The 14217-nt window shown below is 74.0% G+C and carries 14 protein-coding genes; 2 read left to right on the forward strand and 12 right to left on the reverse strand.

Annotated features, from left to right (window positions below; all coding sequences use genetic code 11):
• From C1I95_RS24430 to C1I95_RS24450, 5 genes are all read right to left on the reverse strand, one after another.
• Positions 1-745 (reverse strand): hypothetical protein (locus C1I95_RS24430; RefSeq protein ID WP_111217033.1); only part of this gene is annotated, 745 nt, incomplete at its 3' end.
• Positions 736-1278, reverse strand: coding sequence for a hypothetical protein (locus tag C1I95_RS24435; protein WP_111217034.1), 543 nt, complete (start codon positions 1276-1278; stop codon positions 736-738). The genes C1I95_RS24430 and C1I95_RS24435, both read right to left, overlap by 10 nt.
• Before the next feature lie 132 nt (positions 1279-1410).
• A complete protein-coding gene (locus C1I95_RS24440; protein ID WP_111217036.1) occupies positions 1411-3807 on the reverse strand; it encodes a sodium-translocating pyrophosphatase in 2397 nt (798 codons plus the stop codon).
• Positions 3808-4151: 344 nt separating this feature from the next.
• A complete protein-coding gene (locus C1I95_RS24445; RefSeq protein WP_111217037.1) occupies positions 4152-4586 on the reverse strand; it encodes an ATP-binding protein in 435 nt (144 codons plus the stop codon).
• Positions 4586-4927: an STAS domain-containing protein gene (locus C1I95_RS24450; protein WP_111217038.1), complete on the reverse strand. Its 342-nt coding sequence runs from the start codon at positions 4925-4927 to the stop codon at positions 4586-4588. Before C1I95_RS24450 ends, C1I95_RS24445 begins: the two co-directional genes overlap by 1 nt.
• Before the next feature lie 185 nt (positions 4928-5112).
• On the opposite strand from C1I95_RS24450, the gene C1I95_RS24455 reads away from it, so the two are divergent.
• Together C1I95_RS24455 and C1I95_RS24460 are read left to right on the forward strand one after the other, a co-directional pair.
• Positions 5113-7590 (forward strand): DEAD/DEAH box helicase, encoded by a 2478-nt coding sequence (locus C1I95_RS24455; RefSeq protein WP_233513854.1) that lies wholly within the window; start codon positions 5113-5115, stop codon positions 7588-7590.
• A gap of 82 nt (positions 7591-7672) precedes the next feature.
• Positions 7673-8251, forward strand: a complete 579-nt coding sequence (locus C1I95_RS24460; protein ID WP_111217039.1) for an LURP-one-related family protein — start codon at positions 7673-7675, stop codon at positions 8249-8251.
• Between the two features lie 100 nt (positions 8252-8351).
• On the opposite strand, the gene C1I95_RS24465 is transcribed toward C1I95_RS24460, so the two are convergent.
• From C1I95_RS24465 to ssd, 7 genes are all read right to left on the reverse strand, one after another.
• The gene (locus C1I95_RS24465) at positions 8352-8717 is read right to left on the reverse strand and encodes an Rv3654c family TadE-like protein (RefSeq protein WP_111217040.1); all 366 of its coding nucleotides are present in this window, start codon (positions 8715-8717) and stop codon (positions 8352-8354) included.
• On the reverse strand, positions 8714-9031 hold the full coding sequence (locus tag C1I95_RS24470; RefSeq protein WP_438941335.1) for a TadE family type IV pilus minor pilin: 318 nt from the start codon (positions 9029-9031) through the stop codon (positions 8714-8716). The genes C1I95_RS24465 and C1I95_RS24470 overlap by 4 nt, the downstream gene beginning before the upstream one ends.
• 47 nt (positions 9032-9078) lie before the next feature.
• The gene (locus C1I95_RS24475) at positions 9079-9207 is read right to left on the reverse strand and encodes a DUF4244 domain-containing protein (RefSeq protein ID WP_233513855.1); all 129 of its coding nucleotides are present in this window, start codon (positions 9205-9207) and stop codon (positions 9079-9081) included.
• A 62-nt stretch (positions 9208-9269) separates the two neighbouring features.
• Positions 9270-10055, reverse strand: a complete 786-nt coding sequence (locus C1I95_RS24480) for a type II secretion system F family protein (protein ID WP_111217044.1) — start codon at positions 10053-10055, stop codon at positions 9270-9272.
• Complete coding sequence (locus C1I95_RS36555) at positions 10055-11110, reverse strand: type II secretion system F family protein (RefSeq protein WP_438941336.1); 1056 nt, start codon at positions 11108-11110, stop codon at positions 10055-10057. The genes C1I95_RS24480 and C1I95_RS36555 overlap by 1 nt, the downstream gene beginning before the upstream one ends.
• Before the next feature lie 487 nt (positions 11111-11597).
• On the reverse strand, positions 11598-12797 hold the full coding sequence (locus tag C1I95_RS24495) for a TadA family conjugal transfer-associated ATPase (protein WP_111217046.1): 1200 nt from the start codon (positions 12795-12797) through the stop codon (positions 11598-11600).
• On the reverse strand, positions 12794-13891 hold the full coding sequence (ssd, locus tag C1I95_RS24500; RefSeq protein ID WP_111217048.1) for a septum site-determining protein Ssd: 1098 nt from the start codon (positions 13889-13891) through the stop codon (positions 12794-12796). The genes C1I95_RS24495 and ssd overlap by 4 nt, the downstream gene beginning before the upstream one ends.
• Positions 13892-14217: the final 326 nt, after the last annotated feature.

Below are 14217 nucleotides of genomic sequence, written 5' to 3' on the forward strand. Positions count from 1 at the left end.
GTGGGCGGGTGCCGACCAGCTCGGCCAGGCGGAGGGTGCGGCGGCGGCCGGCGATGCGGTAGGCCGGGGCGCCTGCGTTGGGCGGCGGCACCAGATCGTCGGCGAGACCGGCCGCGGCGAGGGCGGTGCCGACCGCCGCCCAGCGGTCCGGGTCGGTGCCGCCGAGACGGAGCAGGAAGTCCGGCGGCTCGGCCGTCCCGGCCGCAGCGAGCCACAGCCGCAGCCGCCGGCCGTCGAGCTGGAAACCGGCGGGCGGGTGCTGCGTCGGGCCACGCAGCCAGGCCGCCGCCAGCGGCACGATCGTCCGGGTGTACGCGGTACGCACGAGGTACCGGTCGTCGTCGGTGGGTGCCCAGGTCGCCCGGACGCCGCGCTGGGCCAGCTCGGCGACGAGTACGTGCACCCGCCAGGCGGCGTCCACCACCACCGACAACCGGGCCGTACCACCCATCCGGTGCACCTCGCCCGGCCCGGCGAGCAGCCCGGCGAGGTCGGCGACGGAGGGTTCCGCGGTCTCCGCGCCGAAGAAGACCAACTGCCGGTCCGGGTCGGTGCCCGGCTCGGCCAGCTGCGGCGTCGGCGCGCCGTCGCCCGCCACCGGCTCGGCGTCCGGGTCCGCCGGGGCCGGGTTGGCCCGCTGGCCGGGAGCGCCACGCCGAGTTGCCCGCGGGGCCGGAGCAGGCGCCGGGAAGGGCACCGGCAGCGGTTGCGCCGCCGGTGTCTCGCCGGGACCGCTCAACGGCATTCAGGTACCTCGTCGAAGGCGCGCTTCAGTTCCTCGGAGTTCAACCGGCTGGTGTCCAGCGCGCTCGCGTCATACTCCTGTTGAAGGGTCTGCACGGCGGCCCGGACGCCGTCGTAGAAGACGGTGGACTCACCGGTGCCCAGCCCGTCGATGGCGGTCCGGGCCCGGCCGTAGGCGTCCCGCATCGAGGAGAGCGAGGCCCGGAAGCCGGCGGAGATCTCCGCGCCGTGCTCGACCTTGGGCACTCCCGCCTGCTCCACCTTCCGCCGGGCGGTCTCGCTGGCCTCCTCGGCCCCGCCGAACAGCCGGACCAGGTTCTCCTTGGCCTGCGCGGGCGTGGTCTGCGCGGTCATCTGCTGGTTGGTGCTGCTGGTCAGCTTGCTGATCTCGGCCCGCCAGGGGGTCAGTGCCGAACACACCGAGGCGGCCCAGGCCCGGGGGCTGGGGCCGCTGGACCCACAGGCGGCCAGCAGGACCAGCGTAGCCAGGACCACCGTGAGCTTTCCGGCGACTGCCGCCCGGCACGAACGCATGCGTTGCAGCGTACGGCTTCGGAGGCGGGTCGGCACCGGTCAGGCGTACCGGCCCGACGGGCCGCCTGACCGGCCGGTGGCCGGTCCCCGGTCGGCGGTTGCGCCGACCGGGGACCGGATGTTCCGTACCGGTCAGGCCTTGATCGCCTCCGGTCGCGGATCGGCGGTGCCGGACCCGCTGTCGGAGTCCTCGCCCATCGCGATGCTCTTGCGCTTGCTGAACACCACCGCCGCGACGACGATCAGCGTCGCCACCACCGCGATGGTGATCCGCAGGCCGACGTTGCGGTCGTCGCCGATGCTCCAGGCCACCACGGCCGGCGCGATCAGCAGCGAGACCAGGTTCATCACCTTGAGCAGCGGGTTGATGGCCGGGCCGGCGGTGTCCTTGAACGGGTCACCGACGGTGTCGCCGATGACGGTCGCGGCGTGCGCCTCGGAGCCCTTGCCGCCGTACGCGCCGTCCTCGACCATCTTCTTGCTGTTGTCCCAGGCGCCGCCCGAGTTGGCCAGGAAGACCGCCATCAGCGTGCCGGCCCCGATCGCCCCGGCCAGGTACGACGCCAGCGCGCCGGGCCCGAGGCCGAAGCCGACCGCGATCGGCGCCATGATCGCCAGCAGACCGGGGGTCAGCAGTTCGCGCTGCGCGTCCCGGGTGCAGATGTCGACGACCTTGCCGTACTCCGGACGCTGGGTGTAGTCCATGATCCCGGGCAGCTCACGGAACTGCCGGCGGACCTCCATCACGACCGCACCGGCCGAGCGGGAGACCGCGTTGATGGCCAGGCCGGAGAAGAGGAACACCACCGCCGCGCCGATGATCAGGCCGACCAGGTTCTGCGGGTTGGCCACGTTCAGCGCGTTGAGGATCTCGGCACCGACGTCGGTCACCCCGGCGTCCGCGTACGCGATGCGCAGCGTGTCGGTGTACGAGCCGAACAGCGCGGTCGCGGCCAGCACCGCGGTGGCGATCGCGATGCCCTTGGTGATCGCCTTGGTGGTGTTGCCCACCGCGTCCAGCTCGGTCAGCGTCCGGGCACCCTGCTCGTCGATGTCGCCGGACATCTCGGCCACACCCTGGGCGTTGTCGGAGATCGGGCCGAAGGTGTCCATCGCGACGATCACGCCGACGGTGGTGAGCAGACCGGTACCGGCCAGCGCCACGGCGAACAGCGAGAGGGTGATCGAGCCGCCGCCCAGCAGGAAGGCGCCGAAGACACCGGCAGCGATGAGCAGCGCCGAGTAGACCGCCGACTCCAGGCCGACGCTGATGCCGGCGAGGATGACGGTGGCCGGTCCGGTCTGCGAGCTCTTGCCGATGTCCTGCACCGGGCGACGGTTGGTCTCGGTGAAGTAGCCGGTCAGCGCCTGGATCGCGGCGGCGAGCACGATGCCGATGACGACCGCGCCGATGACCACACCGCGCGGGCCGAACGGCGGGTCGCCGCCGTCGACACCGAGGGCTTCCCGCCAGCCGTCGCCGAGCTGCGCGGCCCAGGTGGGCTGCAGGTACGCGAACGTGGCCACCGCGACCAGCACCGCCGAGATCACCGCGGAAAGGTAGAAGGCCCGGTTGATCGCGGTCAGGCCGTTGCGGTCGGACGCGCGGAGCCGGGTGATGAAGACGCCGATGATGGCGACCAGCACACCGATGGTGGAGATGATCAGCGGGAGCACCAGGCCGTCGGTGCCGAACGCGGCCCGGCCCAGGATCAGTGCGGCGACCAGGGTGACCGCGTACGACTCGAACAGGTCGGCGGCCATACCGGCGCAGTCACCGACGTTGTCGCCCACGTTGTCGGCGATGGTGGCGGCGTTGCGCGGGTCGTCCTCGGGGATGCCCTTCTCGACCTTGCCGACCAGGTCGGCGCCGACGTCGGCGGCCTTGGTGAAGATGCCGCCACCGACCCGCATGAACATGGCCAGCAGCGCGGCGCCGAAGCCGAAGCCCTCCAGCACCGTCGGCGCGTCGCCCCGGAAGAGCAGGACGACCAGCGCGGCACCGAAGAGGCCGAGGCCGACGGTGAGGAAGCCGACCACGCCACCGGTCCGGAAGGCGATCTTCATGGCCGATTCCCGGCCGCCTTCGCGCTCCCGGGCGGCGGCGGCCACCCGCAGGTTGGCCCGGGTGGCCAGCCACATGCCGGCGCCGCCGATGAAGGCGCTGAACAGTGCGCCGACCACGAAGAAGAGCGAGCGGCCGAGCTTCACCGCGGTCTCGCTGCCGGCGGTGTCGTGCACCGGCAGCAGGAAGAGCAGGATCACGGCGATCGCGACGAAGATCGCCAGGGTCCGGAACTGCCGGCGCAGGTAGGCCGAGGCGCCCTCCTGAACGGCCCCGGAGATCTCCTGCATTTTGTTGGTGCCCGTGCCGGCAGCCAGCACGGTTTTCGTCAACGCGGCGGCGAAGGCGAGCGCGACCAGCGCGATCACCGCGGCGATGACGACGTACGTGACATTGGCTCCGGTGAGGGAGATCCCGCCGTCGACGGCGATTCCGCCGCCCTCGGCGGCCAAGGTGTCGGACATCTGTGTCCTCCTGTGCCGAACAACGCGCCGGCCGGTGGAGACGCACCGAACGGCGCCTGGATGCGAATTCGCAAGCGCGCGCCGACCCACCCCGGCGAACCAGCGACGGACGCCCATCTGCGCTGGCTGCGCGGTGGATCACTTGCTGACAACCCGGGTACTGTAGCCCTCCGCAGTGTTCGAGGTCACAGGGAGGTGCCACCCTGCCTCGATGATCTTCGTCGCTGTGTTATGAACCGAAATCTGATATAGGAACGGGTCCATGACGATGCGGCCGCATTCCCAGGTCAGGGAAGGCGGCCGCATGGCTTTGCTGCGGGTGGCGGCGCGACGGTGAGAATCGGTCAGCGGTTGACCGGCCAGACCATCCGGACCTCGGTGCCGATGCCGTCCTCGACCGGACGAACCTGGAGATCCTCGACGAAGCCGGCGAGCAGGGCGAAGCCGACGCCGGTGGTGAGGTCGTCCTCGTTCAGCGACTCGTTGGCCAACTGGTCGGCGTCCAGGGCGGCCAGGCCGATGCCCGCCTCGATCGGCGCCCGGTCCACCACCCGCACCGCGTACACCCCGGCGTCGGACATCTCCACCAGCACCGGGTCGGCCAGGCCGTACTGGCGGTGCAGGGCGACCGCGCGGGTGCACGCCTCGCCGATGGCCAGGCGTACCTCGTCGAGCAGGTCCTCGCGGACTCCCGCCCGGCGGGCGACCGCCACACCGACCAGGCGGGCGGTGCGCACATGCACCGGAGCCGGCGAGAAGGAGAGCCGGACCGTGGCCATCACGCGCCAGCGCCGGTCGCCGCTTCGACCGTAGAATGCAGCGGAAATACCTGGTCCAGCGCGGTGATCCGGAAGATCTTGAGCAGTGGCTCCTTGTCGCAGACCAGGGCAAAGGTGCCGTCGGCGGTACGCAGCCGCTTGAGCGCGCCGACCAGCACACCGAGCCCGGTGGAGTCGAGGAAGTCCACCCGACCGAGGTCGACCACCACGTGCCGCGCCCCGGCGTCGATCAGTTCGAGGAGCCGCTCGCGCAGACGGGGGGCGGTGTAGACGTCCACCTCACCGCCGACCTCGAGTACCGTGTGCTCCCCCACGGTACGGGTCGCCAGCGACAGCTCCATCGGTCCTCCCTCGCGCAGCCGTAAACTCTCAGGGCATTCAACCACTACCCCCCGGCCCGCCCGACGACTCACCGGGGGCAGTTCTTTCCCCTACCCGGCACGCCGATTTCCCATTTCCGAACACCAGTGCGAGAGTGCAGGACGTGACCTCGGCAGCCAGCGTATCCGCCGGCCGCGGCCCCGAGCTGCCGCCGGGTGCCGCGCTGGCCGTCGCGCCGGACGCACTGCTGCGCCGGCTCCGGCAGCGGCACGCCACCGACCCGGTCACCCACGTCGAACGGGTGCCGCCCCGGGCGGGCGTGCCGGCGCCGTGGCCACGCTGGGCCCCGGAGGAACTGCGCGCGGCGTACGCCCGATGCGGCGTGGCGACGCCGTGGCGGCACCAGGCCGAGGCGGCCAGCCTGGCGTACGACCGCCAGCACGTGGTGGTGGCCACCGGCACCGCGTCCGGCAAGTCCCTGGCGTACCAGTTGCCCGCGCTGGCCACCCTGCTCGCCGACCCCCGCGCCACCGTGGTCTACCTGGCACCGACCAAGGCACTCGCCGCCGACCAGTTGCGCGCCGTCTCGGCACTGGAGATCGAAGGCGTACGCCCGGCCTGCTACGACGGCGACACCCCGCGCGCCGAGCGGGAGTGGATCCGACAGCACTCCCGGTTCGTGCTGACCAACCCGGACATGCTGCACCACGGCGTCCTGCCCGGTCACGCCCAGTGGTCGGGATTCCTGCGCCGCCTGGCGTACGTGGTGGTCGACGAGTGTCACGTCTACCGGGGTGTGTTCGGCTCACACGTCGCCCACGTGCTGCGGCGGCTGCGTCGGCAGTGCGCGCGCTACGGGCGCACCCCCGGCCCGACCTTCGTGCTGGCCTCGGCGACGTCGGGCGACCCGGCCGCGGCGGCCAGCCGGCTGACCGGCCTGCCCGTGACAGCCGTCACCGAGGACACCTCGCCGCGTGCCGGGGTGACCTTCGCGCTCTGGGAGCCGCCGCTGCTGCCACCCGACCCGACCGCGTCCCCCGCGCCGCCACCCCGCCGGGCGCCCGACGCCGTGCCGTCCACACCGGATGCCGACACCGACACGCCGCTCGACGGTGCCGTGCGCAATGCCGGCCCGACGCTGTCCACCGGCGCATCGCCCGCCGGCCGCCGGCCACCCGCGGCCGGGGAACCGGCCGATCTCGTCCAGGTCCGCCGGTCGGCGCTGCGGGAGACCGCCGACCTGCTCGCCGACACCGTCGCCGCCGGCGTGCGCACGCTGGCCTTCGTCCGTTCCCGGCGGGGGGCCGAGGTGGTGGCGACCAGCGCCCGGCGCAGCCTCGACGAGGCGGTACCCGGGCTCGGCGACCGGGTCGCCGCGTACCGGGCCGGTTACCTGCGCGAGGAGCGTCGGGAACTGGAGCGGGCGCTGCTGCACGGTGACCTGCTCGGGCTGGCCTCGACCAACGCCCTGGAGCTGGGCGTCGACCTGATCGGCCTGGACGCGGTGCTGATCTGCGGATACCCGGGGACCCGAGCGTCGCTGTGGCAGCAGGCCGGCCGTGCCGGGCGCTCCGGCCAGGAGGCCCTCGCGGTGCTGGTCGCCCGGGACGACCCGCTGGACACCTACCTGGTGCACCATCCGGAGGCGGTCTTCGGGGCACCGGTGGAGGCCACCGTGCTCGACCCGGCCAACGCGTACGTGCTCGGCCCCCAACTGGCCTGCGCCGCGGCCGAGGCACCACTGACCGCGGCCGACCTGGAACACTTCGGTGACGGCGCGAAGGAGGCCGTCGCGGCGCTGGTCGACGCGGGTGCGCTGCGGCAGCGGCCGACGGGCTGGTACTGGCGGCACCGGGAACGCCCCGAGGTGGACCTGCGCGGCGAGGGTGGCGCTCCGGTCTGCGTGGTGGAGGCGGCGACCGGCCGGCTGCTCGGCACCGTCGACGGCGGCTCGTCGCACTTCCTGCTGCACCACGGCGCGGTCTACCTGCACCAGGGGGTGTCCTACGTGGTCGACGCGCTGGACCTCGACGACGGGTGCGCGCTGGTGCGCCCCGAGGAGCCGGACTGGTCCACCCACGCACGGGACGTCACCTCGCTGTCGGTGGTGTCGGTGCGCTCGTACGTCGACGCCGGGCCGGTCGGGCTGTTCCTCGGCGAGGTGGACGTGACCAGCCAGGTGGTGTCGTACCAGCGGCGACGGATCGCCACCGGCGAGGTGATCGACACCCGTCCGCTGGACCTGCCGACGCGGGAGCTGCGTACCGTCGCGGTCTGGTTCACCCTCTCCCCGGAGTCGCTCGCCGCGGCCGGGGTGAACCCGGCCGACGTGCCGGGCGCGCTGCACGCCGCCGAGCACGCGGCGATCGGGCTGCTGCCGCTGGTCGCCACCTGTGACCGGTGGGACATCGGCGGGCTGTCCACGGCGGTGCACCCGGACACCGAGGCGCCGACCGTCTTCGTCTACGACGGGCATTCCGGCGGGGCTGGCTTCGCCGAGCGGGCGTACGGCATGGCGGCGGCCTGGCTGCGGGCCACCCGCGACGCGATCGCCGAGTGTGGCTGCGAGGCCGGCTGCCCGTCCTGCGTGCAGTCGCCGAAGTGCGGCAACGGCAACAACCCGCTCTCCAAGCCGGATGCCATCCGGGTGCTCGACGTGGTGCTGGCCAACCTGCCGCAGTAACCCTCGACCGACTCCGTTCCACTGATCGGGCGGGGTTGCCGGGCTGTGCGACACTCCGGCGCACCACAGTTGAGGAGATTTCATGCAGCTCGATAGCTTGCAGGCGCAGCACCAGTTCCACATCCGCCAGCGGTTGCGGTTCATGGTCAACCAGTACGAGGTCCACAGCGTCGCACCGGACGGCTCCGAAGGTGGGCTGCTGGCGTTCGCCCAGCAGAAGCGGCTCGCCTTCAAGGAGCAGGTGACGATCTACGCCGACGACACCAAGCAGCAGCCGCTGCTCGGGTTCAAGGCCCGGCAGCGGCTCGACCTCGGTGCCACGTACGACGTCACTGACCACGCCGGCAACCCGATCGGCCTGTTCCGCAAGGACTTCGCGCAGTCCCTGCTCCGCTCGACCTGGCACGTCGAGCAGGCCGGCCTGCCCAACGTCACCGGCCAGGAGCGCAGCATGCCGGTCGCCCTGCTGCGCCGCTTCGCCGAGTCGCTGTCCTGGCTGCCGTACCACTTCGACTTCGTGGCGAACGGCCAGCCCGTCTTCACCGTGGTCAAGAAGTGGGGCCTGCGCGACCGGTACGTCGTCGAGGTCCAGAACCCGCAGATCGACCGGCGGTTGGTGATCGCCATGGCGGTCGCCCTCGACGCTCTCCAGGGCCGCTGACCCTCCCGGCGCCGCCACCCTTCTCATTGGCGTGATGTCTCAGAGACATATCTATGTCTCTGAGACATCGGACTCATGGACCAACGCCCCCCGATGCCGGTCAGCCGCGTAGCGGGCCGGCTCGGGCGGTGACCGTGGCCACGCGAGTCAGGCCGGGCAACGGATCTACGGTCACTTCGGTCGTGACCAGCACGTCGAGCCCGTCAAGTCGGCACCAGACCAAGCGGGCGCGGTTGCTGGCGACGATCTCCCGGGCCCGGTCGCACGCCACCGTCTCGCCCTGCAGGGCTCGGCCTGCTCCGGCCAGAGCACCGAAGTCGGCGGCGACCCGGGCCTGCTGACGTGCCACCCGCGCCGCACCGACCCCGGCGCCGAATAGGCCGCCCGCGACGAACAACAGCCCCACCGCCAACAGACATATGGTCGCGCCACCACGATCCCGGCCCCGGTCCTTGGCGGCGGTCATGGCTGTGGGTCCGGTATGCCCGGCTCGACGGCCGCGACCGCCGTGGCCACGACGGTCAGCGCCGGCAGGTCGGCGCCGAGGGCACGGACCGGCGCCCGGACCGTCGCCCGGACCCGCTCGCCCTCCACGACCACGGCCACCTCGGCACCCGATGGGGCGTGCCGGCTGCCGGCCGCCACGCCCTCCTCGCCCCGGGAGGCGGCCAGGGCCGCCTCCCGGGCCGCGTCCAGGCAGGCCGCCTTGGTGCTGACCGCGTTGACGGCGGTCAGGCCAGCGAGCAGAAGCAGCATCAGCGCCGGCAGACCGGCCGCCATCTCGGCGGTGAAGGAGCCTCGGTCGCGACCGGCCGGCCGGCGCCCGGTCACTTCAGTGCCCGGTCAACGACGGCGGTCAACGCGGACTGCACGCTGTCCGAGGTCAGCACCTTCAGCAGGATGCCGGCGAAGGCGACCGCCGCGAGCGTCCCGACGGCGTACTCCGCGGTGTTCATCCCGGCGTCCCCGCGAAGGCGGGCGAGGATTCTGCGCACGTGTTCGTCCTTTCTCGATGGGTTCACAGCACGTCGCCGAGGACGGCGACGATCACCGGCACCAGACCGGCGAGAATGAAGGCGGGCAGGAAGCAGAGGCCCAGGGGCAGCACGATCAGCACGCCAGCCCGGCGGGCAGCCGCTTCGATCGCGGTGGCCCGGTCGGCGCGCAGATCGTCGGCGAGCCGGGTCAGCGCCCCGGCCAGGGCCGCCCCGCTGCTCGCCGACCGAACCGCCGCGGTGGCGACCCGCTGCCCGCCCGGCACCGTGGCCAGGTGCGCCCACGCCTCCTGCGGCACACCGCCCAGCTGCAACGTCCGGCCGACCCGACTGAGCTGGTCGGCGAGCGGGCCACCGAGCGCGTCGGCCACCGCGAGCACCGAGCGTTCCACCGGCGCACCTGCCCGCAGCGCCGCTGCCAGCAGGTCAGCGGCCAGCGGAAGGTCGGCGGCGGCACGGAGCCGTCGGGTCCGAACGGCCGGGTGCTCGATCCGCCGGAGCATCCGGTCGAGCAGCACGGCCGTGGGCAGCGCGGCCACCAGGCCGGGCCATCCCTCAAGCAGCACGGCCACGGCGACGCCGGCCAGCCCGGCGGCGAGCCGGACGATGTCCAGCCGTCGGCTGGCCGGGGAACCAGGCGGACCGTCGCCGGCACCGCGCCGGGGCGGCCGGGTGGGCCGGGTACCGCTCGGTGGCCTCCCACGGGCCAGCCGCCGTAGCCGCCGCTGGGGACGGTGCCGACCGACGGCCACGACGGCGAGCAGGGCCGCGACGGCCAGGCAGCCCATGGCCAGCGGCATGCCGGACATCAGCTTCCCCCGGTCGGCACCGTGCCGAGGCGTTCCGCCCAGAGCAGGCCGACCACCTGGAGGGCGACGGCGGCGATCGCGCAGCCGCCGCCGATCGGGGTGTGCAGCAGGACATCGAGCGGGTCGACCCCGATCCCGTAGCCAAGGCCGATGCCACCCAGTGGCAGGGCAGCCAGCAGCCACGCGGTGGCCCGGGCACCCGCTGCCTGGGCCCCGGCGGCGGCCAACCCGCGGTCCGTCGACCGGGCGTCGGCCTCGATCCGCTCCACCAACTCGGCCAGCGGTGCGCCCGTACGGTCGGCGAGCCGCACCGCCGCCCGCGCCAGCCGCCCGGGGCGGTCCGGCAGAGCGTCGGCGTCTGGCGGCACCGGGGCGTCGGGCACCTCGAACCCTTCCGACGACAAGACGGCTCGGCCGGGCCGCCGGGCTCCGCCGGACGCGGCAACCCGCTCAACGGCCGCGATCCGGTCGGCTGCGTCAGGTCGGTCAGCTTCCGCGAGGGGCTCGCCGCTCCGGAGTGGCGCGGCGGGCCCACCGATGACCGCCGTGGACGGGCGGGCGAGACCCAACGCCTCGGCCGCCACCATCACCGGCAGCCCGGCCCGCAGATCTGCGGCCAGGGCGCACAGTTGGTCCAACCGCTCCCGGTGCACCCGGGCCGCCACCGCCGCCGCACGGCGTCGCAGCAGCGCCCGCACGCCCAGGACGCCGTACCCGGCCAGGGCAACCGCCGCCACCGGACCGGCCAGCAGCCAGCCGATCCCCACGCCGAACAGCATGGTCAGCAGCAGGGCGCGGCGCGGCGACGCCGACCACGTCCCTGGCCGGCTCGCGGCCGGTGTTCGCCACCCGGGTCGGCCCGACCGATCGGGACCGCCGTCGCCGCTGCTGCCCGGCCCGCTCGCGGCCGTCCGCTGCGCGGTCGAGATCACCTTCGGCTGGCCCGCTCCCGTCCGCTGCGCGGTCGAAGTCACCCTCGGCCCGCTCGCGGCCGTCTGCTGCGCGGTCGAAGTCACCCTAGGTTGGCCCGCTCCCGTCCGCTGCGCGGTCGAGATCGCCCTCGGCTGGCCCGCTCCCGTCCGCTGCGCGGTCGAGATCGCCCTCGGCTGGCCCGCTCCCGTCCGCTGCGCGGTCGAGGTGGCCCCGGCCCAGCTCGCCGGCCGGGCCGGGGCGGCTACGCCGGCGGCAGGGCGGGACGCTGAGCCCGTCGCGGGCCCGCCGATGAGCGCCGGCCACCCGACGCCGGTCGGGCGCGGCCAGACCCGCAGCGGTTCGCCCGGACCGTCGCCGCCGGCCTGCTCGGCGTCGCCCGACTCGCGCAACGCGACGACCCAGTCGACCAGCGGATCGTCGACCTTTGCCCGGCCCGACGTCGCCCCTCCCGGAATCAGCCGCCCGCGGACCGGGCGCACCGCCACGGCCGTCAGCACCAGCAGTGCCATCACCCACCAGTACGCGCCGCTCATGCCGGCACTCCGCTTCGCTGCGTACCGCTCTGAGGCACCAACGCACCGCGCCGGTGATCCGTTCGCTGACGCTCGCTCATGCCGGACCCGCCGATCCCGGCCAGGGCTCGCACAGGATCGGCGGCACCGGCACGTCACGACCTTGGATCAAGGTGCCGAGCGCCCGCGCCGCGAGGCCGAGCCCCCGACCGCGGATCCACGCCGGAACCGTGGTGACCAGACGGTCCGGACCCTCCGGCAGCAGCAGGCAGATCGACTCCAGCATCCGCCCCTGCGGCGTACGGCGGATCTGGAACACCACCTGGAGCGCTGCGGCCACCTGCGCGTGCAGCGCCGCACGCGGCAACCCGCCGAGCAGACCGAGCGCCTCCAGCCGGGCGGGTACGTCCGACGGGGCGTTGGCGTGCAGGGTCCCGGCGCCGCCGTCGTGACCCGTGTTGAGGGCGGCGAGGAGGTCGACCACCTCGCCGCCCCGGCACTCGCCGACCACCAGTCGGTCCGGTCGCATCCGCAACGCCTGCCGGACCAGCTCGCTCAGGCCGACCGCGCCGGAGCCCTCCACATTGGCCGTCCGGGCCTGCAGCCCCACCACGTGCGGGTGCACCGGCCGCAGCTCGGCGGCGTCCTCGACCAGCACTATCCGCTCGGTGGTCGGCACCATCCCGAGCAGCGTGTTCAACAGGGTGGTCTTGCCGGAGCCGGTGCCACCGATCACCAGGTACGCGAGCCGGGCCGCCACCACCGCGGCGAGCACCGGGGCGACCGGCCGGGCCACGGCGCCCTGTGCGACCAGCTCGTCCAGGGTGAACGGTCGTTGCCGGAAGGTACGCAGCGACAGGTACGGTCCGTCGGTCGCCACCGGTGGCAGGACGGCGTGCAGCCGCGTACCGTCGGCCAGCCGTGCGTCCGCGCACGGCGCACCGTCGTCCAGACGGCGACCAGCACCGGCGGCGAGTCGCTGGGCGAGCCGGCGGACATCGTCGACGGTGCCCACCGGCACCGGGACCTGGTGCAGCCCCTGCCCCCGGTCGACCCACACCCGGGTCCCGTTGACCAGCACGTCCGTCACCTCGGGGTCGGCGAGCAGCGGGGCGAGCGGGCCGGCGCCCACCAGGTCATCGCGTACCCGGTCGGCCATCCGTAGCAGGGCGGTGTCCCCGAGGACGGCGGCGTCGGGCTCGGCGCGTACCGCGGAGACGATGGCCGCCGGGGTGACCGGCGTCGCGGCGGTGGCGATCCGCTGCCGCACGCGGGCCGCGAGCGTCTCCCCGGTCACGCCGCACCCGCCGCGCGCTGGCCGGTCAGGTCGGCGACGATCCGCTGGCAGAGCTCGGCCAACGGGCCGCGCCCGCCGGCCGCAGGAGCCTCGCCCCGCTCCAACCCACGACAGAGCCCCGGCTCGGGGCGCAGGGTGCCGGCGAGGGTCAGGCCGAGCGCCCTGGCCACCTCGATCGCGCGGAGCCCCCCGGGAGCCGGGCCGCGGACGATGACCGACAGGTCGTGACAGTGCGGCGCGGCCGCCGCGACCACCCGGGCCGCAGCAGCGGTCGCCCGCAGCTCGGCGGGCACCACCACGAACACCCGGTCGGCGGCCTGGAGCGCGGTCACGGCCGCGTCGTCGAGCTGCCGGGGCAGGTCGACCACCACGAAGTCCCGGCCGCGCCGGGCGGCGTCCAGGGTGGCCGCCATCGCCTCGGCCGGGACGGCGACCAGGTCACCCCGATCCCAGGAGAGCACCACCAGGTCGCCCCGGCTGGGCAGCGCCCGGACCAGGGCCGGCGCGTCGACCCGCCCGTCGGCCCCGGTCAGCGCCGGCCAGCGCAAACCTTCCAGCTGTTCCCAGCCGAGCACCAGGTCGAGACCGCCGCCGAGCGGATCGGCGTCGAGCAGCAGCGTCCGCAGCCGCGCACGGGCGGCGGTGACCGCGAGCCCACCGGCCAGGATGCTGGCGCCGGCGCCGCCCCGGCCACCCAACACGGCGACGACCCGGGCGGTGGCCGCACCCTCGACCCCGCATTCGGTGAACCGGTCGACCAGCCACGGCTCGGCCGCCGGCAGCACGGCGACGTGCTCGGCACCGAGCAGATCGGCCACCTGCCAGCCGGACTCGACGTCGCCGGCCCGGCCCACCAGGACCAGGCGTGACCGCCGGGGCAGCCGCGCCCGCAAACAGGGCTGCGCCTGGTCGGTGCCGACGAGCACCAGCGGGGCAGGCTGCCAGCGGGTCCGGGCCGCGGCCGGATCGGTGGCGACCTCCACCTCGACGCCCCCGGCGGCGGCAAGCCGGAGCAGATCGTCGAGCAGGTCACCGTCCGAGGTGACGACCAGCGGCGGGCGCCGGTGCGGCGGGACGGCGGTACGGGGTGGCATCGCGGCCTCCAGGTGGTCGGCGCGGGTTCGCTGAGCCGAACCCTGCCTCCGGCACCGTCCCGATCGCCGCCCCGAGGAGCCGATCTGTGGATAACCAGCTGCGTTGTGGACAACGCCCACGGCGCTCGTTGATCTGCTATGTGGGACGGCCGCACTCTCCGTCCACTTTGGCGGCACAAGGCGTGGCGGGAGGTGACGCGGGGCACGCATAATCGACGTTCTGTGCCGTCGGCGGAACGGCGTTCCTCGCCGGATCGGGGTCATGAAGCAGTCGCCAGATCACGACCACGCCCGCGCCGAGCCGAGACTTCGGATCGGCCCGTGGC

Source organism: Micromonospora craterilacus, from assembly GCF_003236315.1.
In the GTDB taxonomy this organism is placed as follows: domain Bacteria; phylum Actinomycetota; class Actinomycetes; order Mycobacteriales; family Micromonosporaceae; genus Micromonospora; species Micromonospora craterilacus.

What these genes read in the sequence shown, in the direction of transcription:
- C1I95_RS24435 (WP_111217034.1), bottom strand. Translation starts at nt 1,278, where the DNA reads ATGCGTTCGTGCCGGGCGGCAGTCGCCGGAAAGCTCACGGTGGTCCTG.
- C1I95_RS24440 (WP_111217036.1), bottom strand. Translation starts at nt 3,807, where the DNA reads ATGTCCGACACCTTGGCCGCCGAGGGCGGCGGAATCGCCGTCGACGGC.
- C1I95_RS24445 (WP_111217037.1), bottom strand. Translation starts at nt 4,586, where the DNA reads ATGGCCACGGTCCGGCTCTCCTTCTCGCCGGCTCCGGTGCATGTGCGC.
- C1I95_RS24450 (WP_111217038.1), bottom strand. Translation starts at nt 4,927, where the DNA reads ATGGAGCTGTCGCTGGCGACCCGTACCGTGGGGGAGCACACGGTACTC.
- C1I95_RS24460 (WP_111217039.1), top strand. Translation starts at nt 7,673, where the DNA reads ATGCAGCTCGATAGCTTGCAGGCGCAGCACCAGTTCCACATCCGCCAG.
- C1I95_RS24465 (WP_111217040.1), bottom strand. Translation starts at nt 8,717, where the DNA reads ATGACCGCCGCCAAGGACCGGGGCCGGGATCGTGGTGGCGCGACCATA.
- C1I95_RS24470 (WP_438941335.1), bottom strand. Translation starts at nt 9,031, where the DNA reads ATGGCGGCCGGTCTGCCGGCGCTGATGCTGCTTCTGCTCGCTGGCCTG.
- C1I95_RS24475 (WP_233513855.1), bottom strand. Translation starts at nt 9,207, where the DNA reads ATGAACACCGCGGAGTACGCCGTCGGGACGCTCGCGGCGGTCGCCTTC.
- C1I95_RS24480 (WP_111217044.1), bottom strand. Translation starts at nt 10,055, where the DNA reads ATGTCCGGCATGCCGCTGGCCATGGGCTGCCTGGCCGTCGCGGCCCTG.
- ssd (WP_111217048.1), bottom strand. Translation starts at nt 13,891, where the DNA reads ATGCCACCCCGTACCGCCGTCCCGCCGCACCGGCGCCCGCCGCTGGTC.